25 protein-coding genes are annotated in these 25,631 nt (G+C 71.5%); 10 read left to right on the forward strand and 15 right to left on the reverse strand.

Annotated elements, in window-relative coordinates; all coding sequences use genetic code 11:
• The gene (locus tag ACFWYW_RS27480) at positions 1–1,578 is read right to left on the reverse strand and encodes an ABC transporter substrate-binding protein (protein ID WP_379614767.1); all 1,578 of its coding nucleotides are present in this window, start codon (positions 1,576–1,578) and stop codon (positions 1–3) included.
• Positions 1,579–1,715: 137 nt separating this feature from the next.
• Here ACFWYW_RS27480 and ACFWYW_RS27485 point away from each other — a divergent pair, with 137 nt between their 5' ends.
• The 4 genes from ACFWYW_RS27485 to ACFWYW_RS27500 are packed head-to-tail and all read left to right on the forward strand — an operon-like array spanning position 1,716 to position 5,287.
• Complete coding sequence (locus ACFWYW_RS27485; RefSeq protein ID WP_379614769.1) at positions 1,716–3,350, forward strand: FAD-dependent oxidoreductase; 1,635 nt, start codon at positions 1,716–1,718, stop codon at positions 3,348–3,350.
• Between the two features lie 5 nt (positions 3,351–3,355).
• On the forward strand, positions 3,356–3,979 hold the full coding sequence (locus tag ACFWYW_RS27490) for a LysE family translocator (RefSeq protein WP_379614771.1): 624 nt from the start codon (positions 3,356–3,358) through the stop codon (positions 3,977–3,979).
• Positions 3,980–4,005: 26 nt separating this feature from the next.
• Positions 4,006–4,182: a hypothetical protein gene (locus tag ACFWYW_RS27495; RefSeq protein WP_379614773.1), complete on the forward strand. Its 177-nt coding sequence runs from the start codon at positions 4,006–4,008 to the stop codon at positions 4,180–4,182.
• Positions 4,183–4,207: 25 nt separating this feature from the next.
• Positions 4,208–5,287: a sensor histidine kinase gene (locus ACFWYW_RS27500; RefSeq protein WP_379614775.1), complete on the forward strand. Its 1,080-nt coding sequence runs from the start codon at positions 4,208–4,210 to the stop codon at positions 5,285–5,287.
• Here the strand turns inward: ACFWYW_RS27500 and ACFWYW_RS27505 are convergent.
• Entirely contained in the window at positions 5,256–5,825 is a 570-nt protein-coding gene (locus ACFWYW_RS27505) for a TetR/AcrR family transcriptional regulator (RefSeq protein ID WP_379614777.1), read from the reverse strand. The genes ACFWYW_RS27500 and ACFWYW_RS27505 overlap by 32 nt on opposite strands.
• Positions 5,826–5,879: 54 nt before the next feature.
• On the opposite strand from ACFWYW_RS27505, the gene ACFWYW_RS27510 reads away from it, so the two are divergent.
• The gene (locus ACFWYW_RS27510) at positions 5,880–6,602 is read left to right on the forward strand and encodes an SDR family NAD(P)-dependent oxidoreductase (RefSeq protein WP_379614779.1); all 723 of its coding nucleotides are present in this window, start codon (positions 5,880–5,882) and stop codon (positions 6,600–6,602) included.
• A gap of 43 nt (positions 6,603–6,645) precedes the next feature.
• On the opposite strand, the gene ACFWYW_RS27515 is transcribed toward ACFWYW_RS27510, so the two are convergent.
• The 7 genes from ACFWYW_RS27515 to ACFWYW_RS27545 all read right to left on the reverse strand — a co-directional run bounded on the left by ACFWYW_RS27515 (position 6,646) and on the right by ACFWYW_RS27545 (position 13,822).
• Entirely contained in the window at positions 6,646–7,593 is a 948-nt protein-coding gene (locus ACFWYW_RS27515; RefSeq protein WP_379614781.1) for a quinone oxidoreductase family protein, read from the reverse strand.
• 67 nt (positions 7,594–7,660) lie between these two features.
• Positions 7,661–9,292, reverse strand: coding sequence for a serine/threonine-protein kinase (locus tag ACFWYW_RS27520; protein ID WP_379614783.1), 1,632 nt, complete (start codon positions 9,290–9,292; stop codon positions 7,661–7,663).
• Between the two features lie 6 nt (positions 9,293–9,298).
• Complete coding sequence (locus ACFWYW_RS27525; RefSeq protein ID WP_379614785.1) at positions 9,299–9,895, reverse strand: HAD family hydrolase; 597 nt, start codon at positions 9,893–9,895, stop codon at positions 9,299–9,301.
• A complete protein-coding gene (locus ACFWYW_RS27530) occupies positions 9,885–10,961 on the reverse strand; it encodes an ABC transporter ATP-binding protein (RefSeq protein WP_379614788.1) in 1,077 nt (358 codons plus the stop codon). Before ACFWYW_RS27530 ends, ACFWYW_RS27525 begins: the two co-directional genes overlap by 11 nt.
• Positions 10,962–11,025: 64 nt before the next feature.
• Positions 11,026–11,865, reverse strand: coding sequence for an ABC transporter permease (locus tag ACFWYW_RS27535; RefSeq protein ID WP_379614790.1), 840 nt, complete (start codon positions 11,863–11,865; stop codon positions 11,026–11,028).
• A complete protein-coding gene (locus tag ACFWYW_RS27540; protein WP_379614792.1) occupies positions 11,853–12,674 on the reverse strand; it encodes an ABC transporter permease in 822 nt (273 codons plus the stop codon). The genes ACFWYW_RS27535 and ACFWYW_RS27540 overlap by 13 nt, the downstream gene beginning before the upstream one ends.
• Positions 12,671–13,822: an ABC transporter substrate-binding protein gene (locus ACFWYW_RS27545; protein WP_379614795.1), complete on the reverse strand. Its 1,152-nt coding sequence runs from the start codon at positions 13,820–13,822 to the stop codon at positions 12,671–12,673. Before ACFWYW_RS27545 ends, ACFWYW_RS27540 begins: the two co-directional genes overlap by 4 nt.
• Before the next feature lie 110 nt (positions 13,823–13,932).
• Between ACFWYW_RS27545 and ACFWYW_RS27550 the strand changes: the two genes are divergently transcribed.
• The 3 genes from ACFWYW_RS27550 to ACFWYW_RS27560 all read left to right on the forward strand — a co-directional run bounded on the left by ACFWYW_RS27550 (position 13,933) and on the right by ACFWYW_RS27560 (position 18,871).
• Positions 13,933–14,679 carry a GntR family transcriptional regulator gene (locus ACFWYW_RS27550; RefSeq protein ID WP_379614797.1) on the forward strand — a complete coding sequence of 249 codons (747 nt, stop codon included), beginning with the start codon at positions 13,933–13,935 and terminating at the stop codon, positions 14,677–14,679.
• Between the two features lie 83 nt (positions 14,680–14,762).
• A complete protein-coding gene (locus ACFWYW_RS27555; protein WP_379614799.1) occupies positions 14,763–15,029 on the forward strand; it encodes a DUF6504 family protein in 267 nt (88 codons plus the stop codon).
• Positions 15,029–18,871, forward strand: a complete 3,843-nt coding sequence (locus ACFWYW_RS27560; RefSeq protein WP_379614801.1) for a DNA polymerase III subunit alpha — start codon at positions 15,029–15,031, stop codon at positions 18,869–18,871. The genes ACFWYW_RS27555 and ACFWYW_RS27560 overlap by 1 nt, the downstream gene beginning before the upstream one ends.
• Before the next feature lie 24 nt (positions 18,872–18,895).
• Here ACFWYW_RS27560 and ACFWYW_RS27565 read toward each other — a convergent pair whose 3' ends face one another.
• Positions 18,896–19,573 carry a DUF4328 domain-containing protein gene (locus tag ACFWYW_RS27565; protein WP_379614803.1) on the reverse strand — a complete coding sequence of 226 codons (678 nt, stop codon included), beginning with the start codon at positions 19,571–19,573 and terminating at the stop codon, positions 18,896–18,898.
• Positions 19,574–19,640: 67 nt separating this feature from the next.
• Positions 19,641–20,288 carry a response regulator gene (locus ACFWYW_RS27570; protein WP_379614805.1) on the reverse strand — a complete coding sequence of 216 codons (648 nt, stop codon included), beginning with the start codon at positions 20,286–20,288 and terminating at the stop codon, positions 19,641–19,643.
• Positions 20,289–20,379: 91 nt separating this feature from the next.
• Between ACFWYW_RS27570 and ACFWYW_RS27575 the strand changes: the two genes are divergently transcribed.
• Both ACFWYW_RS27575 and ACFWYW_RS27580 read left to right on the forward strand, forming a co-directional pair.
• Positions 20,380–21,060 carry an ABC transporter ATP-binding protein gene (locus ACFWYW_RS27575; RefSeq protein ID WP_379614807.1) on the forward strand — a complete coding sequence of 227 codons (681 nt, stop codon included), beginning with the start codon at positions 20,380–20,382 and terminating at the stop codon, positions 21,058–21,060.
• Complete coding sequence (locus ACFWYW_RS27580) at positions 21,057–23,105, forward strand: ABC transporter permease (protein ID WP_379614809.1); 2,049 nt, start codon at positions 21,057–21,059, stop codon at positions 23,103–23,105. The genes ACFWYW_RS27575 and ACFWYW_RS27580 overlap by 4 nt, the downstream gene beginning before the upstream one ends.
• Before the next feature lie 149 nt (positions 23,106–23,254).
• On the opposite strand, the gene ACFWYW_RS27585 is transcribed toward ACFWYW_RS27580, so the two are convergent.
• Genes ACFWYW_RS27585 through ACFWYW_RS27600 form a run of 4 tightly spaced genes read right to left on the reverse strand, consistent with a single transcriptional unit; the run spans position 23,255 to position 25,587 of the window.
• Positions 23,255–23,620, reverse strand: a complete 366-nt coding sequence (locus ACFWYW_RS27585; RefSeq protein WP_379614811.1) for a hypothetical protein — start codon at positions 23,618–23,620, stop codon at positions 23,255–23,257.
• A 46-nt stretch (positions 23,621–23,666) separates the two neighbouring features.
• On the reverse strand, positions 23,667–24,224 hold the full coding sequence (locus tag ACFWYW_RS27590) for a cysteine hydrolase family protein (protein WP_379614813.1): 558 nt from the start codon (positions 24,222–24,224) through the stop codon (positions 23,667–23,669).
• A complete protein-coding gene (locus ACFWYW_RS27595) occupies positions 24,221–24,379 on the reverse strand; it encodes a hypothetical protein (RefSeq protein WP_379614815.1) in 159 nt (52 codons plus the stop codon). The genes ACFWYW_RS27590 and ACFWYW_RS27595 overlap by 4 nt, the downstream gene beginning before the upstream one ends.
• A gap of 5 nt (positions 24,380–24,384) precedes the next feature.
• Positions 24,385–25,587, reverse strand: a complete 1,203-nt coding sequence (locus ACFWYW_RS27600) for a hypothetical protein (protein WP_379614817.1) — start codon at positions 25,585–25,587, stop codon at positions 24,385–24,387.
• Positions 25,588–25,631 lie beyond the last annotated feature (44 nt).

Here is a 25,631-nt window from a genome sequence, read left to right on the forward strand (position 1 = left end):
TCACGACACGAAACCGGCGAAGGCCACGCGGACCAGGCCGTCCGCGAACCCCTGCACGCCCGTGAGCCGGGCGCTGACGCCGGTGATGTTGCGCTGCCGGTAGAGGTAGATGAGCGGGTTGTCGCGCTGGAGGAGTTCGATCACCTGCGCGTAGGTCTGCGCGCGCTCGGCGGGCTGGAGCTGTTCGCGCGCCTTGTCCAGAAGCGCGTCGACCTGCTCGTCGCTGTAGCCGGCGACGTTCTGCGCCGCCTGGGTGCGCACGAACGGCGTGATGTTGGCGTCCGCGTCCACCCGCCCCGACCAGCCGATCTGCAGCGTCTCGTAGTCACCGGCGTCCTGCAGGTCGAGCAGCGAGGCGAACTCCGCCGCCTGGATCTCCATCTCGAACCCGCCGTCCTTCACCATGGCCTGGAGCGTCTGGGCCAGGCGCAGGTTCAGCGGCGTGTTCGTGACGGACATCTTGATCTTGTACGGCACCGCCGCCCCCGCCTCGGCCAGCAACTGCCGGGCCTTGGCCGGATCGTGCGGCCGGCACCGCTGGGCCCGCTCGCTCGTATAGGGCGAGTTGGGCGAGACGGGCGAGCAGGCCGTCCGGTAGAGCCCGCGGAAGACGGTCTTGACCAGGGCGTCGCGGTCGATCGCGTGCTCCAGCGCGATCCTGACGCGCGGGTCCTTGGCGATCGGGGTGCCGAGCGTCTTGGGCGGTTTGCCCAGCCCGTCGGTGTTGCCGACGTTGACGGTGAGCGACTGGTAGCCGAGCGAGTCGGACTGCAGCACCCGCAGGTTCGTGTCGGCGCTGAGCTGGGGCACGTCCTCCGGCGAGATCGTGTCGGCCACCTGGGCGTCGCCCGAGCGCAGGTTGGCCGCCCTGATGCTGCCGTCGGTGATGATCCGGTAGACGAGCTTGTCCAGCTTCACCTTGGCCGCGTCGTAGTAGTTGGGGTCCTTGACCAGCTCGATGCTGCTCTGCGGGACCCGCGAGGCGAACTTGAACGGCCCGACGCAGACCGGGGCGGCGGCGAAGTTCCCCTGGAGCGCCTTGGGCGACATCACCATGCCCGCCCGGTCGGCCAGGGCGGCGGTGAGCGGGGCGGTGGGGCGTTCGAGCGTGATGGTGACGGTCCGCGGATCGGTGGCGCGCACGGCCGTGATCGGCCCGAGCTCGCTGCGGCGCGAGGAGGTCTCCAGCGTGAGGTGCCGGTCGAGGCTGCGCTTGACCGCCTCGGCGTCGAACGGCGTGCCGTCGGCGAACTTCACCCCGGCGCGCAGGGGAATCGTGTAGGTCCTGCCGTCGGGGCTGATGCTCGGCAGGGCGGCGGCCAGTTGGGGGACGACCTGGACCTTCTCGTCGACGTCGTAGAGCTTCTCGCACATGGCGTGGAAGATCTGGCGACTGACCAGCGAACGGCTGAGCGTGGGATCCAGGTGGTCGGGGTCGGCGTTGAGCGCGAAGGTGAGCGTGCCGCCCGCGCGCACGGGGCCGGTGGAATGGGCGGGGCTCTGGGGCTGGGCGGGCTGGATCGAGGAACAGGCGGCGACGGTCAGCATGGCCGCCACCATGGGGATCACGGGTCTCATGGGGGCCTCCCGTGACCACGAGCTGATCACTCTGACTGTCGCCTGTCAAGAAGTTCAGCGCCGGACTAATCACGTCATCGGACGCGTTATCGTGACTGAGACATGTATGTCTCGCCATGAGACAAGGGAGGTTGGTCGTGCGCTGGGATCACAGCTTCGACGTCGTCGTGGTCGGATCGGGCGCCGCGGGGCTCACCGCGGCGCTGACCGCGCGGTTGCGCGGGCTCACCGCGGTGGTCATCGAGAAGACGGACAAGTACGGCGGGTCGAGCGCGCTGTCCGGCGGCGCCATCTGGGTGCCCGGCAACCTCTACCTCGACGGCACCGGCCTGAAGGACGGCAAGGAGGAGGCCGGGGCCTACCTCAAGGCGACGGTCGGCGACCGGGTGCCGCAGGAGCGCCGGGCGGCGTACCTGGACAAGGGGCCGGAGAAGGTGCGCTTCCTGCACGAGCGGACCCGCCACGTCCGCTTCGAGTACGCCCGCGGCTACCCCGACTACTTCCCCGAGCTCCCCGGCGGCAAGGCGATGGGCCGCTCGGTGGAGCCGCCCGTGTTCGACCTGCGCCGGCTCGGCGCGCTACGCCGGATCATGCGGCGCTCCGAGCTGGCGACGTACGGGATGGTCATGAAGTCCTCGGAGTTCCACGAGGTCAACATGATGACGCGCACCACGCGCGGCAAGCTGATGGCGGCCAAGATCGGGCTGCGCGCGGTCAAGGGGCTGCTCACCGGCGCCCGCTACGCCGCGCTGGGCGAGGCGCTGGTCGGCCGGCTGAGCCTGTCGCTGGCCGAGGCGGGCGGCAAGATCTGGGTGAACACGCCGTTCGAGGAGTTCGTCGTCTCCGGCGACCGGGTCACCGGCGTACGCGCGGGCGGCAGGACGATCGAGGCGCGGGGCGGGGTGGTCCTGGCGGCGGGCGGGTTCTCGCACAGCCAGGAAATGCGGGAGAAGTACCTGCCGCTGCCCACCGACGCCCGCTGGAGCTCGGCGGCCCCGGCCCAGACCGGCGACACGATCGCCGCCGCCCTCGCGCTCGGCGCCGAACTCGACCTCATGGAGCGGGTCTGGGGCATGCCGGCCGCGGTGCCGCCGGGCGAGCCGCCGACGTTCCTCGTCACCGACCGCGGCGTGCCCGGGATGATCGTCGTGGACGGGCGGGGCGAGCGCTTCGTCAACGAGGCGGCGCCGTACCACCTGTTCGTCGACACCATGTACGCGCGCGACGCCGTGCGTTCCTGGATGGTCATCGACCAGCGCACCAAGAACCGGCACATCATGCTCGGCCACTTCCCCGGTCAGCCGTTCAAGGCCGCGTGGCTCAAGAACGGCTTCGTCAAGAAGGCCGCGACCGTCGAGGAACTGGGCGCCCGCATGGGACTCGGCCCGCGCAAGCTGCGCGCCACCGTGGACCGCTTCAACGGCTTCGCCCGCGCCGGCTCCGACGCCGACTTCCACCGCGGCGACAGCGCCTACGACCACTACTACGGCGATCCGACCCTGCCCAACCCGAACCTGCTGCCCATCGAGAAGGGCCCCTTCTACGCGATCCCCCTGGTACCCGGCGACATCGGCACGAAGGGCGGCGTGGTCACCGACGTGGACGCCCGCGTGCTGCGCGGGGACGGCTCGCCGATCGCCGGCCTGTACGCGGCGGGCAACGTCGCGGCCGCCGTCATGGGCGAGACCTACCCGGGGCCGGGCGCCACGCTGGGCCCGGCGATGACGTTCGGCTACGCCGCCGCCCTGCACATCGCCGCCTCGCTACGCTGACCTCCATGGACATAGCAGCATCAATCGCCTCGTTCGCCGCGGTCGTCGCCCTGCTGACGCTGACCCCCGGCCTGGACACGGCCTTGATCCTGCGCACGTCGCTGCTGTCGGGCCGGCGTCCGGCGTGGGGCGTCGTCCTCGGCATCCAGGCCGGCACCCTGGTCTGGGGCCTGGCGACCGCCGCGGGGCTGTCCGCCCTGCTGGCGGCCTCGCACCTGGCCTACGAGATCCTGCGCTGGGCCGGGGTCGCCTACCTCGTGTACATGGGCGCCCGCATGCTCTGGGACGCCCGCCACCCCGCCCGGCCGGAGGCCGCCCCGGTCACCGACCAGACGTTCGCGCGCGCGTTCCGGCGCGGCCTGCTGACCAACCTGCTCAACCCCAAGGTCGGCGCGTTCTACGTGGCGATGTTGCCCCAGTTCATCCCGGACGACGTGCCGCCCGCGCTGATGGGGCTGGCGCTGGCCGGCGTACACGTGGGCGAGGGGCTGGTGTGGAGCGCCCTGCTGGTCGCCTTCGCCACGTTCATGGGCGGCGTCCTGCGCACGCCCAGGGTCCGCCGCCTGCTCGACCGCCTCACGGGCGTGGTGATCATCGGCTTCGGGGTACGGCTGGCCGTACAGGATTGACGGGGAGTGCTGCGATACTCCCGTCTATGATCGATAGTCTGCTCGGCCGGGCCACGTCGATCCTTGAACGGCGCTCTCCGCGCAGTGCCTTCTTGACGGTGCTCCTGTTCGCCCCGCCGGCCGCGTCAGCGCCCCAACCCGCCGATGACCCGGCGGTCAGGATCGTGACCGGAGCGGCCGGGCCGGTCGGCCGTGCGGGCTGAGCTGCGGGACCGGGTCCGGAGGCTGGTGGCGTGGCTGGAGGGGCACCCGCTGGCCGCCGACGCGTCGCTGGCCGGGATCGCGTGTGCGTATCTGCTGATCGAGGTTCCCTACACCGAGGCTACGCTGGCCGAGATCGGGAGCGTTCCGCTGACGTTCTGGGGGGATTTGGCGGCCTTCGCCCTCCTGGCCCTGCGGCGGCGGTGGCCGCTCGGGGTGCTGGCGGCGGTCTGGGTGTTGTGGCTGGCGGTGGGGCGCTGGGACGTCTGGGCCGAGGTCAACGCCTCGTGGGCCGAGCTGGGGGCGTCCACCGCTCTGCAGGTCGCCTTTTACACGGTGGGCAGGTGGCGGGCTTCGCCGTACCACGGACTGCTGCTTTTGGGGGTGCTGGTGCCGGCGGGGGTGATGTCGGCGCTGGTGTGCGCGCTGCCGTGGGGCGCGGGGGTGGCGCGGCGGCGGTGGGTCGTCGCGGCGGCCGGCGCCGAGGAGGGGCGCGCGCGGGCCATGGTGGCGGAGGAGCGGGTGCGGATCGCCCGCGAACTGCACGACATCGTGGCGCACAACGTCAGCGCGATGGTGATCCAGTCGCACGTCGCGGTGTCGGCGCTGGCGGCGGAGGACCACGGGCCGGCGCGGACCTCGCTGGAGTCGATCAGAGAGTCGGGGCAGGCGGCGCTGACGGAGCTGCGGCTGCTGCTGGGCGGGCTGCGCGAGGAGCCGGGGGAGCGGCAGCCCGGCATCGAGGCGATCGACGCGCTGGTGGAGCGGCATCCGCTGGAGGTGCGGTTACGGGTCGAGGGGCGGGTCAGGGCGGTGCCCGCGGGGCTGGGGCTGGCCGCCTACCGGATCGTTCAGGAGGCGCTGACCAACGCGCTGAAGCACGCGGGCAAGGACGCCGAGGCGGACGTGGTGCTGCGCTACGGCGAGCAGGCGCTGGACATCACGGTCATCGACGACGGCGCCGGCCGGCCGCCCGCGCCGCCGCGCAGGTCCGGGCACGGCCTGGTCAACATCGCCGAGCGGGCCGCGCTGTTCGGCGGCGTCTCGCGGGCCGCGCCGTCGCCGCAGGGCGGGTTCAGGGTGGAGGCGTCGCTTCCGTGGGTGTGAGCCGGGCGCCCTGGAGGTAGAGCCTGACGATGGTGTCCGTGGCGTCCTCCACGCCCAGCTCCGACAGCGGCGCGAGCGTCAGCGCGCCCAGGATGAGCGCGCCGTGGGCGGCGGCCAGGAGTTCGGCGGGGACGTCGGCGCGCAGCACGCCCTCGCGCTGACCCCGCTCGGCCAGGATGCGCAGCCGCTCGCCGACCTCTTCCTCCTCCGGCCACAGCTGCGGCCGGTGGGTGCTGACCACCCAGAACTCGCGCCCGGCCGTCAGCAGGGCCCTGGTCAGGCGGGTCAGGGCGGTCTCGGTCGCGACGCCGTCGATGCCGGCCGCGTCGATCACCCGGATGGACTCCTCCGCGGCGAAGCGGCCGAGCTCGACCAGCAGGTCGTCGCGGGTGGCGAAGTGGCGGTAGAGGGTGGCGCGGCCGACGCCGGCCGCGGCGGCGATGTCGGCCATGCCGGCTCGCTCGTGGGTGCGCAGCGCCGTGGCGGCGGCGCGGAGGATCGCGTCCCGGGTTCTCGCCATGGAGTCGGAGGTGCTCATCAGGACATATCCTAGACGAGACATAGTTGTCTCGTAGTGAGACGTGGAGGATTCATGGAGCGTTTCGCGGGCAAGAAGGTCCTGCTGACCGGCGCGGCCACCGGGATCGGGCGGGCGACGGCCCTGCGGCTGGCGGAGGAAGGGGCGCGGGTCTTCGCCGTCGACCTCAACCCGGAGATTCCCCGCCATCCGGCCATCACCCCGCATGTCGCCGACGTGGCCGACGAGGGGCAGGTCAAGGAAGCCGTGGCCCTGGCGGCCAAGGAGTTCGGCGGGATCGACACGTTGATCAACGTCGCCGGCATCCACAAGACGACGCCGCTGGCCACGCTCTCGCTCGCCGACTTCCGCAGGCTCCTTGACGTCAACCTGCTCGGCACGTTCCTGTTCTGCCGGGAGGCCATGCCGTACCTGGTGGAGGGCAAGGGCGTCGTGGTCAACACGGCCTCCACCTCGGCCACGCACGCGCACCCCTACATGACCGGGTACGCGGCCTCCAAGGGCGGCGTCCTGGCGTTCTCGCTGAGCCTGGCGGCGGAGGTGGCGCCGCAGGGCGTGCGGGTCGTGGCGGTCTCGCCGGGCGGCGTGGTGACGCCGCTGATGAGCTCGGTGAGCTTCCCCGACGACGTGGACGCCTCCTTCTACGGGCGGATCATGCCGCAGGTCGGCTTCGGCGAGCCGGAGGCGATCGCGGGCACCATCGCCTACGCCGCCTCGGCCGACGGCGCCTACCTCACCGGCGTGGAGCTGCGCGTCGACGGCGGCTCCCACGTGTGAGCCCGAGCCCCGAGGACGGCGAGCCGTCCTCGGGGCTGAGGTCTCAGGGGATCAGAAGCAGCTTTCCCGTCGTACGGCGCGCCGCCAGGTCCTCATGCGCCCGCGCCGCCTCGGCCAGCGGGTACCGGTGGGAGACGTCGATGCGCAACTGCCCGGCGGCGATCCACCCGAAGACCTCGCGGGCCCGCCACAGCAGTTCCTCCCGCTCGGCGACGTGGTGCACGAGCGTGGGCCGGGTCAGGAACAACGAGCCCGACCGGTTGAGCATCTGCGGGTCCATGGGCGGCACGGGGCCGCTGGCCGCGCCGTACAGGGCCATGAGGCCGCGCGGGCGCAGGGCGGCCAGGCCGCCGTCGAAGGTGGTGGCGCCGACGCCGTCGTAGACCACGTCGATGCTGTTCTCGAGCGCCTGCGCGAAGTCGTCGTAGGAGTGGACCTCGTCGGCGCCGGCGGCGCGGGCCAGCTTGGCCTTCTCGTCGGTGGAGACGGTGGTGTGGACGGTGGCGCCGTAGAGCTTGGCGAGCTGGATGAGCAGCTGGCCCATGCCGCCGGCGCCGGCGTGGATGAGGATCCGGTCGCCCTCCTTGACCTCGTGCGTGGAGCGTGTGAGGAAGTGGGCGGTCATGCCCTGCAGGAGGGCGGCGGCGGCCAGGTCGGCGGTGACGCCGTCGGGCACGGGCACGAGGCGGTCGGCGGGCACGACGGCCTTCTCGGCGTAGCTGCCCAGGACGTTCGCCCAGCCGACGGTGTCGCCGACGGCGAAGCCGGTGACGCCGGGGCCGACGGCCGAGACGGTGCCGGCGCCCTCACCGCCGATGGGGCTCGGGAGTTGCAGCGGGTAGACGCCGGAGCGCTGGTAGATGTCGATGAAGTTGACGCCGCTCGCGGCGACGTCGACGACCACCTCTCCGGGTCCCGCGACAGGATCGGGGTGCTCGGCGTATTCGAGGACCTCTGGGCCGCCCTGGGCGGCGATGACGACTGCGCGCATAGTCCTGTCTAACCCAGGCGCGCGTGTATTGCTTCCAGCCGCGCGGACATGCCGGGCGCCGGGTGAGTCAGGGCTGCTCCGAGCGCTGGCCGCGCAGTTCGAAGTCGTCGAAGACGGTCTTCATGATCGACTTCTCGTCTTTCGGCACCCGGGCGAACAACCCGACATGGCCGGTCTTGATGCCGTTGGGGTCCTCGGCCCGCAGTATCTGCTTGCCGTCCACCCACATGGTCAGCTTCACCGTTGAGCCCGACTGCTCGCAGAAGGCCTCGAGCCGGACCTTGGCCTGCGGTTTGATCTCGAGCTCCGCCTGCTGCGCGAGCGTGCCGCCGGCGCCGTCGATGATCTTCCTGATCCGGGCGTTGCCCGTGGTGTCGAGGCCGAACTCGTAGAAGGTGCCGTCCGCGGTGTTGTGGCAGTAGACGCCGTACTCGCCGTCGCCGGAGACCTTCCTGGCCTGCGCCGTCACGCTGATCAGCACGGAGTCGGGCATGAGCGGGGTCGGGGTGGCGCTGGGGGAGGGCGTGGGGGAGGCGTTGGCGAAGGGCGCCGGAGCCTTGGCCCAGCGCTGCTCGTAGCTCGGCTCGACGTCGAGGCCGTAGGTGCCGTCGGTCTTGTAGCCGAAGCTGGCCTCGTCGTCGGCGTCGTAGGTGCCGTCCCAGCCGCCGGAGGAGGTCGTGAAGTCCTCCTGGTAGAGGCGGCCCAGGTGGGTCGGCGGCGAGCCCTGCGACAGCATCAGCGCCGCCACGGCGCCGCCCGCGACCAGCACCGCCCCGGCCGTGAGGCCCGCGATCAGCTTGACGCGCCGTGCGCCGCCTCCCGGCGGAGCGGGCTGCGCCGTGGTGATCGGGGTGGTCGCCCGCTGCCAGGCCACCTGCACGGTGTGCGCGGCCTGCTCGGGCGCGGCCTGCCTGCCCACCAGATGGTCGAGCAGTTGCTGCGCGGTCGGGCGCAGCGCCGGGTCCTTCTGCAGCGCCGCCACGACCAGCGGGCGCAGCCCCGGCTCCACACCGCCGAGATCGGGCTCGGTGCTGAGCACCGAATAGATCATCGAGGGCAGCGAGTCGCCGCCGAACGGCGCCCGCCCGCTGGCCGCGAAGGCGATCAGGCAGCCCCAGGAGAACACGTCACAGGCGGGCGAGACCGGCTCGCCCCGCAGCACCTCGGGCGCCATGTAGCGGGGCGTGCCGATGATCTCGCCAGTGCCGGTCACGCCGCCCAGCTCGTCAAGCGCCCGCGCGATGCCGAAGTCGATCACCCGCGGGCCGACCGGCGACAGCAGCACGTTCGACGGCTTGAGGTCGCGGTGCACGACCCCGGCGCCGTGGATGGCGGTGAGCGCGGTGGCCACACTGACCGCCAGCGCGTCGAGGCTGGAGCCGGTCAGCGGTCCCGACTGCTTGACCGCCTCCTCCAGGTTCGGCCCCGGCACGTACTCGGTGACGACGTAGAGCTGGTTGCCGTCGAGCGCGGCGTCCAGCACCGCCGCCGTGCAGAACCGCCGCACCCGCTGCGCCGCGTCCGCCTCCCGGCGAAAGCGCATGCGAAACTGCTCGTGCTGGCTGAACTCGGGGTTGATCACCTTGACCGCGACCCGCACGCCTGCGGGGTCCTCGGCCAGGTGAACCGTGCCCATCCCGCCGCGGCCCAGCACACTGATCAGTTTGTAGCGCCCGATGTGGGAGGTTTCACCGCTCACGGCGGGTTAGCTTACCGACATGGCATGCAGTTCGGGCAGGCCGTGCGCAGGATCGACCACCACGACCCGGCATCCGGCCGACGTGGCCGCGGCGATGCCGGCCGGACTGTCCTCCACGGCGACGCACTCCTGCGGCCGCAGCCCCAGCAGCCGCGCCGCCTTCAGATAGGGATCCGGGTACGGCTTGCCCCGCGAACTGTCCTCCGCCGTGATCACCAGATCGAAGCGGTGCCCGTCGAGGTTGGGCAGCACCCGCTCGACGATGCTCCGCGGCGAGGCGGTCACCAGCGCCGTGGGCACCCCGGCGGCCGTCAGCTCGCGCAGCAGGTCAAGGGCGCCGGGGATGAGGTCGATGCCACCGGCGATGCGCTCGGCGAAGGCGTCGGTGAGGCGGACCGCCACCGCCCCCGCGTCGGCGGGCGCCAGGTGGGCGGCGGTGTCCTCGACCGAGCGGCCGAGGACGTGGGGGACGTCATCGGGGCCGAGTCCGCCGTGGCCGAGCGACTCGGCGACGGCGGCGGTGGCCTGCCACCACAGGCCCTCGGTGTCGACCAGGGTGCCGTCCATGTCGAACAGGACGGCGGCGGGGAGATCAGACGGCATCTGCTGTTTCCGTGACGGGGGCGGGGACCGTGACCGTGCGGGCGGCCACCAGGACCGGTCGTTCGACCAGGCGTACGGTCACCTTAGTGCCGGCCGCGAGCCGTACCGCCTCGTGACCTGGTACGTCGGCGAGCACCTCGCCCCCTTCCAGGGCCACCCTGAGCCGGACCGAGGCGCCGCGGAAGGAGGCGGCCAGGATCTCGGCCCTGCCGTCCGCCGCGGGGGTGACCTGGACGGCCTCCGGGCGGATGAGCACGTCCACGGACGGGTCCTCGGGCACCTGGCCGTCCACGGGCAGGAGCTGGCCGAGCACCGTCACCTGGTCACCGGACACCCGCCCGGCCAGGTGGTTCATGGTGCCGACGAACTCGGCCACGAACGGGGTGGCGGGCCGGTCGTAGACCTCGGCGGGCGCGCCGCACTGCTCCAGGCGGCCGTCCCGCAGCACCGCGACCCGGTCGGCGATCGACAGCGCCTCCTCCTGGTCGTGGGTGACGAAGATGGTGGTGATGCCGAGATCGAGCTGCAGGCGGCGGATCTCCTCGCGCAGGTTGACGCGGACCTTGGCGTCGAGCGCCGACAGCGGCTCGTCGAGCAGCAGCACGCGCGGCTCCAGGGCCAGGGCGCGGGCGAGCGCCACCCGCTGCTGCTGGCCGCCGGAGAGCTGGTGCGGGTAGCGGTCGGCGTGGGAGGGCAGGCCGACCAGCTCCAGCAGTTCCAGCGCCTTGGTCCGGCGCTGCGCGGCCGGGGCCTTGCGCACCCGCAGGCCGAAGGAGACGTTGTCGGCGGCGTTGAGGTTCGGGAAGAGCGAGTAGGACTGGAAGACCATGCCCGCGTCCCGCTTGTTGGCGGGGACGGCGGTGATGTCCTTGCCGTCCACGAGCACGGCACCGGAGTCGGGACGCTCGAACCCGGCCACGCAGCGCAGCGCCGTCGTCTTGCCGCAGCCCGACGGGCCGAGCAGGGCGACGAGCTCACCCGGCTCGATGGTCAGGTCCAGGCCGTCGAGCGCGACCGTCTTGCCGAACACCCTGCGAAGAGCCCGAAACTCCACCTGGGCTGTCACGAGCCCTCCTTCGTCGGTCTCGCGACAAGGTCGCTGTGTTTGACGATGCCCTCACTCCGTTCGGTCATTGCTTCTTCTCCTTACCGAAGACGCTGGAGACCACGAGCAGCAGCAGCCAGATGAGCAGCAGGCTGAGGATCGAGACCGCGACCGACATCTGGCCCCTGGAGCCGGAGATCGTCACGATCCAGACCGCGAACGGCTGGTAGCCGAGCAGCCTGGCCACGGTGAACTCGCCCAGCACCAGGGCCAGCGTCAGGAACGAGGCGCTGGCTATGGCCGAGCGCAGATTGGGGATGATCACCCGGAACATCACGTACGGCCACGAGGCGCCGAGGTTGCGCGCCGCCTCGACCAGTGTGCGCACGTCCATGGTGCGCAGGCCGGCGTCGAGTGAGCGGTAGACGAACGGCAGCACCAGCACCACGTACGCGAGCACGAGCACCATGGGGAAGCCCGGGTTCTGGATCGCGATGAGCGTGGCCCAGAACGGGGTGGGGGCGAGCACCTCGCCGCCCACCGCCAGCGACTTGCCGATCCCGACGACGAACGTGATCGGGGGCACGACGAGGGGCAGCGTGCACAGCACTTCCATCACGGGGCGCAGGCGCGGGGCGGCCAGCCGTACGGCCAGCATCGCCGGCAGCGTGAGCAGCAGGACCAGCACGATCGTCGCGACGGCCAGGCTCAGCGACAGCAGCAGCGACTGGGCGAAGCCCTCGGCGGTCAGCAGTTCGGCGTAGGGCGCGAGGGAGAAGCCGGTGTTCGCGTTGTAGACCGTGTACCAGAGCGAGGCGCCGAGCGGCACCAGGAAGTACAGGGCGGCCGGCAGGAACACGGCCCACCGCCAGCGGCCTCCCCGCTGCACGGCGCGGACCTTCTCCAGGCCCGTCACTGCAGCCATCGGGTGCTCCTCTTCTGCAGCGGCAGGTAGACCGCCATCACGAGCCCGGCCACCACGATCATGTCGAGGCTGAGCGCGAGCGCCACGTTCTCCTGGCCGATCAGCACGTCGCTGGTCAGCGCGTTGGCGATTTTGAGGGTGACCAGCGGGACGACGGTTCCCGCGCCCATGGCCGCGGCCGTGGCGTAGGCGGAGAACGCCATGCCGAACAGCAGCACGACGCCGCCGAGCAGGGCCGGGGTGAGCACGGGCAGGGCGACGTAGCGCCAGTAGTGCCAGGAGGTGGCGCCGTTGTTGGCGGCCGCTTCCCGCCACTGGGGCTTCAGCCCGTCCAGCGCGGGCGCCATCACGAGCACCATCATCGGCACCGAGAAGTACAGGTAGACGATGACCAGCCCCCAGAACGTGAACAGCACGCCGGAAGGCAGCCCGAACAGGCCGCTGACGATCCCCGAGTTGCCGAGCGTGGCCACCCAGAAGAACGCCAGCGGCACCCCGCCGAAGTTGGCCAGCACGCCGGAGGCCGTCAGCACGGCCGAGCGCAGCGCGCCCGACCCGGAGGTGACGACGGCGTAGGCCAGGAACGTGCCCAGCACGGCCCCGGCCACCGCCACGACCGCCGACACCTGGACGCTGCCGGCGATCGCGGTCAGGTTGCCGCCCTGCAGGCTCAGCCGCATGTTGTCGAGCGTGGGCTCACCCCGCGAGGTGAACGCCCCGGCCAGCAGGGCGACGGCCGGGACGCCGAAGACGAGCGCGTAGACGGCGAACAGCGGCAGCGCGCCCAGCCAGCCCCGGGACTTCCTCATCCGGAGATCGCGGCGTCCCAGCCTTCGGCGAGCTTCGCCTTGGCCGCGTCCACCTGCTCGGGGGTGGGGAACGTGGGCGTGCCGTCGACCTGCGGCAGCTTCTCGGCGGCGGCCTTGTCGACGCTGCCGTCGGTGGTCATGACGGGCAGCAGGACCGGGCGGGCGAAGCCCTTGAGGTAGAGGTTCTGGCCTTCGGCGCTGTAGAGGTACTCCTGCCACAGGCGCGCGGCGGCCGGGTGCGGGGCGTCCTTGTTGATGGCCTGGGCGTACATCTGGAAGTACTTGCCGTCGCTCGGCACGTTGACCTTCCAGTCGAGGCCCTTGGCGGCCAGCTGCGGCGCGTAGGCGGCGTTGTTGTAGTCCCAGTCGATGCTGATCTGGGTCTCGCCCTTCTCGATGGTCGCCGGCGTGGTCTCGACCGGGTTGTAGTTGCCGGCGGCCTTGAGCTGCTTGAAGAACTCGATGCCGGGCTGGATGTCGTCGAAGGAGCCGCCGTTGGAGATGGCCGCGGCGTAGACGCCGGCGAAGGCGGAACCGGACTTGGTCGGGTTGCCGTTCATCGCGACCTTGCCCTTGTACTCGGGCTTGAGCAGGTCCTTGAAGCTCGTGGGGCAGTTCGGGATCTTCTTGGCGTCGCAGCCGATGGAGACGTAGCCGCCGTAGTCGTTGGTCCAGAGGCCGGTGGCCTCCTTCTGGCCTTCGGGGATCTTGTCGAAGGACTGCACCTTGTAGGGCGCGAACAGCCCCTCCTTGGCGCCGCTGATGGCGAAGGACTGGCCGAGGTCGAGCACGTCGGGGGCGCGGTCCTGGCCCTTGCGGGTCTTGACGGCGTTGATCTCGTCGGCGCTGGCCGCGTCCGGGTCCTCACTCTCGATCTTGATGCCGTACTTGGCCTCGAAAGTCTTGATGATCTCGCCGTAGTTGGCCCAGTCCGGGGGAAGCGCGATCACGTGGAGGTTGCCCTCCTTCTTGGCCGCCTCCACAAGCTTGTCGAAACCACCGAAGTCGGCGGCGGAGGTGGCCGTCTTGGCGTCCACCCCGCCCTTCGACGGTTCGGCGGTCTGCGTGCCGGGTGCCGCGCCGCAGGCGGCGGTGGCTACGGTTAGGGCTGCTATGACGCCTGCCACGCTGGCGCGAGGAGTGAACACGTCGCCTCCACTCTGGGGGTGTAGAACGAACTTAGGGGAACTTGTACAAACAAGGCCAGCCCTAGTAAGTCGGATAAAGATTGCTCTTTCGTGAACGGGAAGGGTCGAGAATGGTCGCGCGCTATGAACGAATCGCCGCTGAGCTGCGCGATGACATTCTTCGGGGTGTGCACTCCGTGGGGTCCACGTTGCCGACCGATGCCGAGCTGGCTGCGCGCTACTCCGCAGCCCGTGGCACGGTACGGCAGGCGCTGGCCGTACTGGTGGCGGAAGGGCTGGTCGGCAGCCGTCAGGGGGCCCGCCGCATTGTCCTCGGCAACTCGCGTAGTCAGAGTTTCGCGGAATTGCACAGCTTTGCCCAGTGGGCCAAATCCAACGGCTACAGCTTCGGCGGGCAGGTGCTCCAGCAGCGCCGCCGGGCCGCGGGTCCGGCGGAGGCGGCCAGGCTGGGCTCCGAGGAGGTCCTGGAGGTCCTGCGCCTGCGTACGCTCGAGACCGAGCCCGTCCTCGTCGAGCGCACCGTCTACGCGGGCTGGATCGCCGCCGCCGTCGAGGCCATCCCGCGCGACTGCGGCTCGATCACGCAGGCGCTCTACGACTCCACCGGGCTGGTCTTCGCCTATGGCGAGCACCTCATCGACGCCGTGGCCGCGGGCGCGCAGGACGCCCGCCTCCTGGGTGTACGGCGCGGCAGCCCCCTCCTGCGCCAGCGCCGGATCACCACCACGCAGGAGGGCCGGCCGGTGGAGAGCTCGGACGACCGCTACCGGGCCGGCAGCGTGACGTTCAGCATCCGCAACTCGATCGGCGCGAACCCCCTCATACGGCAGGCGGGCGACTTGCACTTCGGGGTGTGAGAACGTATGTTCGAGTATTAGCAGCGCCCGTCTTCCCCCGGGTGGCTCACCGAAGGACCAGAGCCGCGGGGAGAAGAAGCGTCTTGAGCAGACTCTATGGCGATCCGATCGAGGTGTGGACCCGCGACGGGCAACCCACCCAATTCGTCTGGCGTGACCGCCTCTACCTCGTCCGGCGCGTCCTCGACCACTGGGTCGTGGCCCGGGAGTGGTGGAAGACCAGCGAGGGGGATCCGGGCGAACGGCAGTTCTGGCGGGTCGAGGCCAGCCCCGGCCGCGAGACCGGCTCCTACGAGCTCCGTTTCGACACCGCCAGCGGTGGCTGGCTGCTGCTGCGGGCGTGGGATTGATGGCGCGCCCGTTCCCGCACCTCAGCGTCAGCTCCGCCTACTCGATGCGTTACGGCACCGCCTTCCCGCGGCAGCTTGCCGCCCGCGCGGCCGAACACGGGATGGACGTCCTCGCCCTGACCGACCGCGACGGTCTCTACGGCGCGGTCAAGCACGCCCAGGCCTGCGCCGACGCCGGGCTGCGCGCGGTGTTCGGGGTGAACCTGGCGCTGCGGCCCGACATCTACGCGGGCGCGCCGGGTCCCGATCTGTCCTTCTGGGACGCGCCCCCGGGCTCCGCAGGCGCTGATCTCTCCGGTTCTGCCGGCGGCGGCTCTTCAGACGGCTCTTCACGAGGCGGCTCCCGAGGCGGCTCCCGAGGCGGCTCCAGGGGTGGCGGCTTCCCCGGCGGTGGCCATTCCGGTGGCGGCCTTTCGGGTGGTGGCTTTTCGGGTGGGCGGCCGAAGACCGGGCCGATGGCGGAGGACCGCGTCACCGTGCTGGCCCGCAAGGGCGGCTGGCCGAGGCTGGCCAGGCTGGTCACCGCCGCCCACCACATGGGCGAGCGCGGCGACCCGTGGATCACCCGCGAACTGCTGGCGGAACTCGGCGCCGACGACCGGCTCGTCGTGCTGCTCGGCCCGCGTTCCGACGTGGGCAGGGCGGTCGCCGAGCGCCGTGACGAGTACGCCAGGGTGCTGCTCAACCTGTGGCGCTCCATGGTCTCCGGGATCGCGATCGAGCTGGTCGACCAGTACGGCTACCGCGACTCCGGCACCGCCGTGCGCATGCTGGCCCTGGCCGAGTCGCTCGGCGTACCCGCGGTGCTGACCAACGCGGTGCGCTACCTCGACCCCGCCGACCACCAGGTCGGCGACGTGCTCGACGCGGCCAGGCAGCTCGTCCCGCTGCACCCCCGGCACCTGGACAGGCCCACCTCGCACGCCTATCTCAAGAGCACCAAGGAGATGTGGCAGGTGGCGCTGAAGGTCACCGGCGCCGACCGCGAGCGGGCCGGGCGGCTGCTGCTGACCACGCGGCAGCTCGCCGAGGCCTGCGCGGTGGACCCGGTCTCGATGCTGGCGCTGCGGAGCGAGCCGCCGAACCTGCACCTGCCGGAGATCGGCGGCGACCCGGTGCCGCTGCTGCGCCACCGGGTGGAGGACGGCCTGCACGCGCGCGGGCTGGAGGGCTCGCGCGACGCCAGGGAGCGGCTGGACGAGGAACTGGCGATCATCGAAAGCAAGCGCCTGTCCGGATATTTCGTGGCAGTGGTCGGCATCACCGACATGATCCGAAAAATGGATATCAGGTGTGCCATCCGGGGCTCCGGAGCGGGCAGCCTGGTCAACTACCTCATCGGCATCGGCGAGGTGAACCCGCTCGAACACGGCCTGCTCATGGAACGCTTCCTGTCCCACGGCCGCATCGGGCTGCCCGACATCGACATCGACGTCGAGTCCGCCCGCCGCCTCGACTGCTACAAGGCCATCTTCGATGAGTACGGCGAGGCCCGCGTCGCCTGCGTGTCGATGATGGAGACCTACCGGGCCCGCAGCGCCATCCGCGACGTGGCCGCGGCCATGGGCCTGCCGCCCCACGAGATCGACGCCATCGCCAAGGCCTTCCCGCACATCCGCGCCCGCCAGATCACCGCCTCACTCAGCGACCTGCCGGAACTGCGCGACAGCCGCCTCGGCGAGGCCGGGCTCGACCGGGTCTTCCGGCTGGCCGAGAAGCTCGACGGCCTGCCCAGGCACATCGCGCTGCACCCCTGCGGCGTGCTGATCGGCAACGCCGGGCTCAAGGACGTGACGCCGGTCGAGCGCAGCTTCCTGGACTTCCCCATGTCGCAGTTCGACAAGGACGACGTCGAGGAGGCGGGGCTGCTCAAGCTCGACGTCCTCGGCGTACGCATGCAGTCGGCCATGGCCTACACGCTCGGCGAGATCAAGCGGGTGGACGACGCCGACGTCGACCTGGACTCCGTGCCCCACGACGACGCGGCCACCTACGACATGATCTGCGCGAGCCGTACCCTGGGGTGCTTCCAGATCGAGTCGCCGGGGCAGCGCGAGCTCGTGGCCAAGCTGGAGCCGCGCACGATGCACGACCTGATCGTGGACATCTCGCTGTTCCGGCCGGGGCCGGTCAACTCCGACATGGTCACGCCGTACCTGGAGGCCAGGCACGGGTGGCGGCAGCCGTACTATCCGCACGAAAAACTGCGGGAGGCGCTCAAGGAGACGCACGGCGTGGTCGTCTTCCACGAGCAGGTACTCAAGATCATCTCGGTGATGACGGGGAAGGACCTGCACTTCGCCGAGAGCATGCGGCGCACGCTCGCCACCGAGGCGGGACGGTTGAAGGTGCACGGCCACTTCGTCCCGCTGGCCAAGTCGCGGGGCTTCTCCGACGAGGAGGTGGAGAAGGCGTGGAAGGTGCTCGACGCGTTCGGCGCCTTCGGCTTCTGCAAGGCGCACGCCGCCGCCTTCGCGCTGCCCACCTACCAGTCGGCCTGGCTCAAGCGGCACCACGCGGCCGCCTTCTTCGCCGGGGTGCTCACCCACGAGCCCGGCATGTACCCGCAGCGGGTCATCATCGACGAGGCCCGCCAGTGCGGGGTGGCCATCCTGCCGCTCGACATCAACAAGTCCGGCAAGGACTGGCAGGTCGAACGCCTGAAGGTCCGGGTCAAACCGGCCGACCTGGGCGACTACCGGCGGCGTGAGTTCAAGATCTCCGAGATCGGCAAGGGGTACGCGCTGCGCGTGCCGTTCTCCGCCGTCAAGGGGGTGAGCGAGGCCGAGGTGGAGCGGATGGTGGCGGGCCAGCCGTACACCTCGATGGCCGATTTCTGGGACCGGGCGCGGCCCGCGCGGCCGACCATGGAGCGGATCGTGCAGGTGGGCGGCCTCGACGCCCTGCACGACCTGCACCCCGGCGGCGAGCGCTGGCGCGCGGGCGAGCTGACCAGGCGCGATCTGATCGCCCAGACCGGCGTGCTGGAGCGCGCCTCGTCGTCCGGCGCGACCACCGCGCCGCGCCGGCGGCGCGGCTACACCCCCAGAACAGCCCCCCGGCAGAACGGCGCCGCGACCCCACCGGGTTCACCGGGCGGCCATCGTCTGCCGGGGGGCCTGCCTTCCGGCATACCTGATTCCGCGCCTCCGGACCAGCCGGAAGCCGGAAGCGCCGTGCAGTTGCCGCTGGGGTTCACCGAGCACATCGCGCCCGGCGAACTGCCCGAGATGACCGAGAGCGAGATGGTCGAGGCTGAACTGGAGATCCTCGGCATCGACGTGAGCAGGCACGTGATCCGCTTCCACGACGAACTGCTCGACCTGATCGGCGTGGTGCGCTCCCAGGACCTGCTCGACCAGCGCAACGGCGCCGAGGTGCTGGTGGCGGGGGTCAAGGTGGCCACCCAGACGCCGGCCGTACGCTCCGGCCAGCGGGTCATCTTCGCCACGCTCGACGACTCGACCGGGCCGGTGGACCTGACGTTCTTCGAGTCGGTGCAGGGGCGGTGCGCGGCGACGGTGTTCGGGTCCTGGCTGATGGTGGCCCGCGGCGTGATCAGGCGCACCGGGCCGCGGGCGATCTCGATGCGGGCCGTGGACTGCTGGGACCTCGTCGACCTGGACCGCCTGTGGCGCGCCCAGGGCGTCGACGCGGTCAGGGCGCTGCTGGCCCAGACGCCGGAGGAACGCGAGAACGTGGGCGGCCGGCGGATCGAGTACGCCAACGGCTTCCTCCTGTCGCCCTACTCCGACCTGGGCCCGGCCATCACCGCCAACCCGCCCCGCAAGCTCTGGCACGCCAGCCAGGGCAGCTCGGGCCCGACCCAGATCGCCGTCTGACCCGCTTTCAGGAGGCCACGTCTTTCAGGAGGCCACGTCGGAGGCGGCGTGGCGGGCGGGGCGGGGACGTGCCAGCGGCAGGCGGCGTACCTGCGGGCTGTCGTGCAGGGAACGCTGGATGGCGGTGACGTCGCGCACGGTCCACGCGCACAGCACCGCGGCCAGCAGCGTCACGGCGAGCTCCGTCAGCCCCAGCCCGGTCAGCTCGCCCACGCTGGTGTCCAGCAGGCGGGCGGCCACCAGGAACACCGCGGCCAGGCACGACACCCACCAGGCCGTCAGCAGCCCCAGCCAGCGCCCGCGCCGGTCGAAGGGCGGGCGGGCGCTCCGCCACACCTCGTCGGCCAGGACGAACGGGGCGACCAGGTTGACGCCGGGCACCAGCCACGCGGCCAGCACGGGAGCCGCCGGGGCGGTGGGGACGTTGACCTGCCTGGCGCGGATCAGCCAGGTCAGGTAGGCGATGGCGGCGGCGACGGTGGTGCCGACCAGCAACATCATCAGGACGGCGAAGACGGTGACCGCGCCGACCACGGCCTGCGAGCCTCTGGCCTCGCCGCCGAGCGCGGCGATCTGCCCGGCGAGGCTGCGGCCGCGGACCTGCTCGAAGACGACCAGGGCCCCGAGGGAAAGGACCTGGATGACGAGCGTCAGGTAGACGGCGGAGGCAGCCCCTGTGGGTGGTGTCTGGACAGCCCGCACGTAGTTCTCCCCCCGGGCCATGCGCTGGGTTCTCCCCTAACTTGTATCCCGCGGGCCCCGGAATTAATCAGCTCACCACACCGGATTCCCACGCCCATGCGGCGATCTCCACCCGGTTCCGGGCACCGAGTTTCGACTGGATGCTCCCGAGATGCGTCTTTACCGTGGACAGCGAGACGAACAGCTCACCGGCCACCTCCTGGTTCGTCCTGCCCCTGGCCACCAGGCGTACCACGTCGAGTTCGCGCTCGGTCAGCGCCTCGTCGGGCTGCGCGGCGCTCCGCTTGGGCTGGGCCAGGTGCTGCAGCAGCCGGACCGTCACCGAAGGCGACACCAGGGCGTCGCCCGTCGCCGCCGCCCTGATGGCCTCGATGAGCAGCGTCGGGCCGCTGTCCTTCAGCAGGAAACCCGTCGCGCCCGCGCGCAGCGCGCCGTAGACGTACTCGTCCAGGTCGAACGTGGTGACGATCACCACGCGCATCGGGTTCTCCACCCCGGGGCCCGCCAGCGCCCTGGTCACCTCCAGCCCGTCCAGCTTCGGCATGCGGATGTCGAGCAGGCACACGTCGGGACGCAGCCGCCTGGCCTCGGCGACCGCGTCGGCCCCGTCGGCCACCGCCGCCACCACGTCCATGTCCGGCTGGGCGTCGAGGATCATCTTGAAGCCCGTGCGCACGAGTTCCTGGTCATCGGCGATGAGTACGCGAATAGTCACGGCCCCAACTCTAGAATCAGCCGTTCGGCCGAGGGGCAACCGGACGCTCGGCCGATCCGCCGCCCCCCGGTTGATCGAGAAGCTTTTCCCCATGAACGAGGTGCTTGCAGGAAGGGCGCTGGCCAAACGATTCGGCCAGACGGTCGCGCTGGGCGGCGTGGACATAGCGGTACGGGCCGGCGAGGCTGTGGCGATCATGGGGCCGAGCGGCTCCGGCAAGTCGACCCTGCTCCACTGCCTGGCCGGGATCATGAAACCGGACTCCGGCGAGGTGCACCTGCTCGGCCAGCGCATCGACGCCATGGGCGAACGACAGCGGAGCGCGCTGCGCCGTACCCGCTTCGGGTTCGTCTTCCAGTTCGGGCAGCTTCTGCCCGAACTGCCGGCCGAGGAGAACGTCGCGCTCCCGCTCATGCTGGGCGGCGTCACCCGCCTCCAGGCCGTACGGCAGGCCCGCGAATGGTTCGCCCCCCTCGGCCTGCAGGGCATGGAGACCCGGCGGCCCGGCGAACTGTCCGGTGGCCAGGCGCAACGCGTCGCGATCGCCCGCGCGCTGGTCACCAAGCCGGCCGTCGTCTTCGCCGACGAGCCCACCGGCGCGCTCGACCAGAACACCGGCCACGACACCATGCGCCTGCTCGTCCAGGCCACCAAGCACAACGACGCCTCGCTCATCGTCGTCACCCACGACCCCAACGTGGCCGCCGCCTGCGACCGCACGGTCGAGGTCCGCGACGGCCACATCCTGGCACTCCGGGGAGCGCACGGATGAAGACCACACTCGCGCTCAGCTGGCGGCTGCTGCGTGGCGGGGGCCGGCGCGGCATGCTCGGCACCTGGCTGACCTTCGGCGCCGTGGCCATCTCCACCGCGCTGCTGCTGTTCGCGGTCTCCGCCAACTTCGCCTTCGACGCCCGCGCCGACCGCGGCGCCTGGCGCAACCCCGTCGCCGCCCAGGCCGGGGCGGTGGCGATCGAGGCCCAGCGCCACGACTTCGTCCGCGACCGGCAGATCACCGTCGTCGACCTGGCCGCGCTGCCCCCCGAGAAGGCGGCAGCCGGAGTGGCGCCCGCCGGGACGGTGCCGGCTGGGGTGGCACCCGCTGGGGCGGTGCCGGCTGGGGTGGCGTCCGCTGGGGTGGCGTCCGCTGGGGTGGTGCCTGCACCGCCTGGTTTGCCGCGTTTTCCCGCGCCCGGGGAGGCGTGGCTGTCGCCCGCGCTGGCCGCTCTGGTCAAGGAACTGCCCGCCGACCAGTTGGCCGGCCGCTATCCCAAGGTCGCCGGTCAGATCGGCGACGAAGGGCTCGTCCATCCCGGTGAGCTGGTCGCCGTCATCGGGCACCGTCCCGACGCCGCCGCCATGACCGCGCCGCGCAGCGACGACTGGATCGTGGGCTCGCCACCCACCAAGATCGCTTCTTTCGCGGGGGCGGCGTCGGAGGAGGCCGAGGCTTACCAGGTCCTGGCGCTGATCGCGACCGTGCTCATGATCGTGCCGCTGCTCGTGTTCGGGGGCGCGGCGGCCCGTCTCACGGTCGCCCGCCGGGACCAGCGCCTCGCCTCGCTCCGGCTCATCGGCGCCACCCCCGGGCAGGTCGCCGCCATGACCGTTGCCGAGGCGATCATCGTCGCCTTCGCCGGCGCACTGACGGGCGCCATCCTGTACGGCGTGGCCGTACCCCTGCTGTCGCGCATTCAGATCGGCGGCGGCGTCTGGTACCTGTCCGACCTGTGGCCCAGCCCTCTCGTCCTGGCCGCGACGCTCGTGGCGGTGCCGCTGCTCGTCGGCCTGTCGGCGGTGGTGGGACTGCGCCGGGTCGTGGTCAGCCCGCTGGGGGTGGCCAAGCGGGAGACCCCGCCGGGGCTGCGGTTCTTCCGTGTGCTGGCGTTGGTCGCGGTGCTGGCGGTCGTTCCCCTGCTGAGCAGGAGCACGAGCGTGAGCGTGATCGCGGTGGTGATCGGGCTGGCGTTCCTGTGCATCAACCTGGTCGGGCCATGGGTGGTGGCCCTGATCGGCCGGATCACGGCCGGCTCGGCCCGCCGTCCCGCACGACTGCTGGCCGGGCGGCGGCTCGTGGACGACCCGCGCTCGGCCTGGCGCACGGTCAGCGGGGTGGCGCTGACCGGGTTCGTGGCAGGCTTCCTGGGGTTGCTGAGCCCGTCGGCCTTCTCGTCGGATCCGGGGCCCGCGCAGTTGCGTGTCGCGGTGTTGTCGGGTTCGCCGCAGGACGCGGTGACACAGGCGAAGGAACGGCTGTCGAAAGCGGGGGTGACCGCAACGGTGAAGGCCGAGAAGAAGGTCGTCGTAGCCGCCCTGGGCTCCACCGCGGACGCCGCGGTAGTGGACCGGGCCAGGACGGCCCTCGACGGCCTGACCCCCGGCAGGACACCGACCACCGAGGCCGACGACCAGCGGTTCGGCATGCAGATGCTCGCCGACGTGGGAGCCGGGACGGTGGTGGTGCTGTCGGTGTCGTTCCTGGTGGCGATCGCCAGCTCGGGCATCACGGCCGCGTCGTCGGTGCTGGACCGCCGGCAGACGTACGCGTTGCTGCGCCTGGCGGGCACCCCGCTGTCGGTCCTGGACAAGGCAAGGCGGGCGGAGACGTTGATCCCGCTGACGGTGATGGGTGGTGGCGCGATCGCGGTGGGCGCGTTCTGCGCGATGCCGTTCATGCTGGGCGCGGTGAGCGTGAACGGCCTGATCACGCTGGTGCTGTGTGTGGGCTTGGGCTTCGGGGGAGTGATCGGAGCAGGAGCGTTGAGCAGACCCCTACTCCGCTCGGTAACGGCCGACCCGGCCCCCCGCCCCGACTAGCTCGGGCCTCCGCTCCTCTCAGAGGGGCGCTTCGCGCTGGGTGAGGCTCCGGACTGTGACACGTGGGGGGCCTCAGCGCCCCCCACAATGGTCCTCGCTCCGCTCGGGCGCGCAAGCCCGGGTGAGGCGACTGGGCACCTGAAGAGGCCCTAGCGCTCCTGCTCGATGCGTTCGAAGATGTCGGCGTCGGTTTCCCGCTGCCACGCGGGCAGTTCTTCCCAGTCGGCCACGTAGGACGGCTTGGGCTCGTCAATGTGCTTGTGGATCTGGGCGATCCAGCACAGGGCGACGAAGCGGCCCTTCTGCGCACGGGTCAGGCGTGCCGCCATGCCGCCGCTGACCTCGATGAAGTCCCGCACCTGCCCGAAAACCGCGGCGGCTGCCTGGCGCTCCCACTCCGGTGTGTCTTCCCACGGGGTGACGTAGCCGGGCTTCGGCTCACCCGGGAAGTGCCGGTGAACCCCGGCGATCCAAGCTTCGCGGAAGATCCGGCCGTGCTCTGTCGCGATCCGCACTGCGTTTCCTCTCAAGGTCAGGCCATCCCGGGGAGCCGGAGCATGGTCACAGGCGGGCGATCCACTCCTCGCCCGTGAGCACGTCGGCGCCCCTGGCCGGGAAGAGGCGGTTGACCAGGAAGTCGTGCACGTCCGGTTCCCCGTCGGCGCAGCAGTCGCCGAGCACGGTGAGGCGGTAGTCGCGGTCGGCGGCGTCGTAGAACGTGGCGGCGACCATCGCCCCGGTCGCCACGCCGGTCAGCACGAGCGAGTCGATGCCCTGGGCGTGCAGGATCAGGTCGAGGTCGGTCGCCGCGAACGCGCTGGCGCGGTGCTTGAGTACGACGGCCTCGCCGGGCAACGGCTGGATGCGCGGGTGCACGAGCGTCTCGGGGGACTCCGCGTGGAACAGCGTCCCCGCGCCGTGCAGGCCGCTGATCACCTGGTTCCCCGCCGACACGTCGAGACCTGAGGCCCGCAGCCCGAACCGGATGAAGATCACCGGGATTCCGGCGGTTCTGGCCGCGGGAATCACCTTTTCCACGACGGGAAGCACACCGGCGGCGAAGGGGTAGTTGTCCACGATGCCCGCTTGCAGATCGCCGACGATGAGCGCGGTGGTCATACGGTCTCCTTGTCTGTGCACGGCACGACGATAGTGGTCAGGCCGAACCAGAAGGCGAGCGCGTCGGACCCGGCCCGGCCGCCCCACTTCAGCCGCCTGCCGGCCGCCGTGCCGGACACCGGCCGGGAGAAGGACTTCGAGGCGGCCCTCGACATACTGCTCACCGGACTGGTGGCGGCGCAGGAGGACACAGCGCGTGGGGGATGCGGTCGAGTACCCGGTGGCTGGCCAGGCCGTAGGCGTAGAAGTCGACGGCGTGGGCGCCGGCCGCGCGGGCGCCGCGCACCTTGGCGGTCAGGCGGTCGGCCGAGTCGTTGTCGGGGTAACCCGGGCGCAGCACCACGCGTACCTCGCGATGCTTGCCGACCGAGCGCAGGTAGGCGCGCACGTCGTCGGCCACCCTGGCGGCGTCGCGGGCGTAGGCCAGGACGGCGAAGGAGGAGACGAGGTCGGCCAGCGCGGCCGGGTCGACGCCGAGCAGCCAGGCGTCGTGCGCGGCCAGGGCCGGTGACGGGAGGCCGTCGCGGTAGCCCTTCACGGCGCCGGTCGGGTCGATGAAGACCAGTTCGCAGGTCACCGCCTCCGCTACCTCGGCGACCAGCGAGGTGACGGTCTCCGCGCGGGCGCGGGCGTAGGCGACGACGTCGGGGCCCGCGTAGGCGCTCAGGGCGGCGCGGGTCACCTCGCCCTCGGCGGGCGGGTCGCCGTCGAGGACGCCGCCGACGATCCGCGCGCACTCCTCGCGCGCCGCGTGAGCGTCGATGCCGAGGGCGGACGCCCGTGCCACGCAGTGGTCGCAGAAGCACAGGGCCATCAGGTACGCGTCCATCGGCCCCAGCGGCACGAACGATCGCTCGGCCCGCAACGGCCGGTAGTGCAGCCCCTCGGCGACGACGCTGTCCACTCCGAGCCTGGCGACGGCCCTGGCCAGCGCCACCGCGTACTGCCGCACGTCGGGGTGGGCCGGGCACAGGTCGGTCAGGTAGCCGCGGTCGCCGAAGCAGTTGCGCACGGTCACGTCGGGGTGCCGGGCGCCGAGCGTGCCGTTGCGCAGGAACACCACCCGTCCGTGCAACTTCAGCCCCCGTGTACGGCAGGCCGCGAGCAGACCGTCGAAGGCGTCCGTGTAGCCGGCCGGCGGCACCAGGCGCAGCCCGGCGAACAGGTCGTCCGGCACGGCGAAGTGGGCGCCGTCGTGCCGCAAGGTCAGCTTGGACGGCCCGTGCGGGGTGACGTCGCGGGAACCGTGGTGGACGGCCCCGACGGTGACCCCGGCCACGCCGTACCCCAGCACCCGGTCGAGCACCTTGCCGACGCCTTCGCCGCGCAGGTCCTCGACGAGGACGAAGAGAGAACTGTCCACGTTCTGACCTTACGCGAGTGATCTCCTGTTGATTGGGCTCCGTC

This window comes from Nonomuraea sp. NPDC059023, from assembly GCF_042740095.1.
Taxonomy (GTDB): domain Bacteria; phylum Actinomycetota; class Actinomycetes; order Streptosporangiales; family Streptosporangiaceae; genus Nonomuraea.

Coding starts and splice junctions, on each gene's coding strand:
- ACFWYW_RS27480 (WP_379614767.1), bottom strand. CDS start 1,578: ATGAGACCCGTGATCCCCATGGTGGCGGCCATGCTGACCGTCGCCGCC.
- ACFWYW_RS27490 (WP_379614771.1), top strand. CDS start 3,356: ATGGACATAGCAGCATCAATCGCCTCGTTCGCCGCGGTCGTCGCCCTG.
- ACFWYW_RS27495 (WP_379614773.1), top strand. CDS start 4,006: ATGATCGATAGTCTGCTCGGCCGGGCCACGTCGATCCTTGAACGGCGC.
- ACFWYW_RS27505 (WP_379614777.1), bottom strand. CDS start 5,825: ATGAGCACCTCCGACTCCATGGCGAGAACCCGGGACGCGATCCTCCGC.
- ACFWYW_RS27510 (WP_379614779.1), top strand. CDS start 5,880: ATGGAGCGTTTCGCGGGCAAGAAGGTCCTGCTGACCGGCGCGGCCACC.
- ACFWYW_RS27515 (WP_379614781.1), bottom strand. CDS start 7,593: ATGCGCGCAGTCGTCATCGCCGCCCAGGGCGGCCCAGAGGTCCTCGAA.
- ACFWYW_RS27525 (WP_379614785.1), bottom strand. CDS start 9,895: ATGCCGTCTGATCTCCCCGCCGCCGTCCTGTTCGACATGGACGGCACC.
- ACFWYW_RS27535 (WP_379614790.1), bottom strand. CDS start 11,865: ATGGCTGCAGTGACGGGCCTGGAGAAGGTCCGCGCCGTGCAGCGGGGA.
- ACFWYW_RS27540 (WP_379614792.1), bottom strand. CDS start 12,674: ATGAGGAAGTCCCGGGGCTGGCTGGGCGCGCTGCCGCTGTTCGCCGTC.
- ACFWYW_RS27550 (WP_379614797.1), top strand. CDS start 13,933: ATGGTCGCGCGCTATGAACGAATCGCCGCTGAGCTGCGCGATGACATT.
- ACFWYW_RS27560 (WP_379614801.1), top strand. CDS start 15,029: ATGGCGCGCCCGTTCCCGCACCTCAGCGTCAGCTCCGCCTACTCGATG.
- ACFWYW_RS27575 (WP_379614807.1), top strand. CDS start 20,380: ATGAACGAGGTGCTTGCAGGAAGGGCGCTGGCCAAACGATTCGGCCAG.
- ACFWYW_RS27580 (WP_379614809.1), top strand. CDS start 21,057: ATGAAGACCACACTCGCGCTCAGCTGGCGGCTGCTGCGTGGCGGGGGC.
- ACFWYW_RS27590 (WP_379614813.1), bottom strand. CDS start 24,224: ATGACCACCGCGCTCATCGTCGGCGATCTGCAAGCGGGCATCGTGGAC.
- ACFWYW_RS27595 (WP_379614815.1), bottom strand. CDS start 24,379: ATGTCGAGGGCCGCCTCGAAGTCCTTCTCCCGGCCGGTGTCCGGCACG.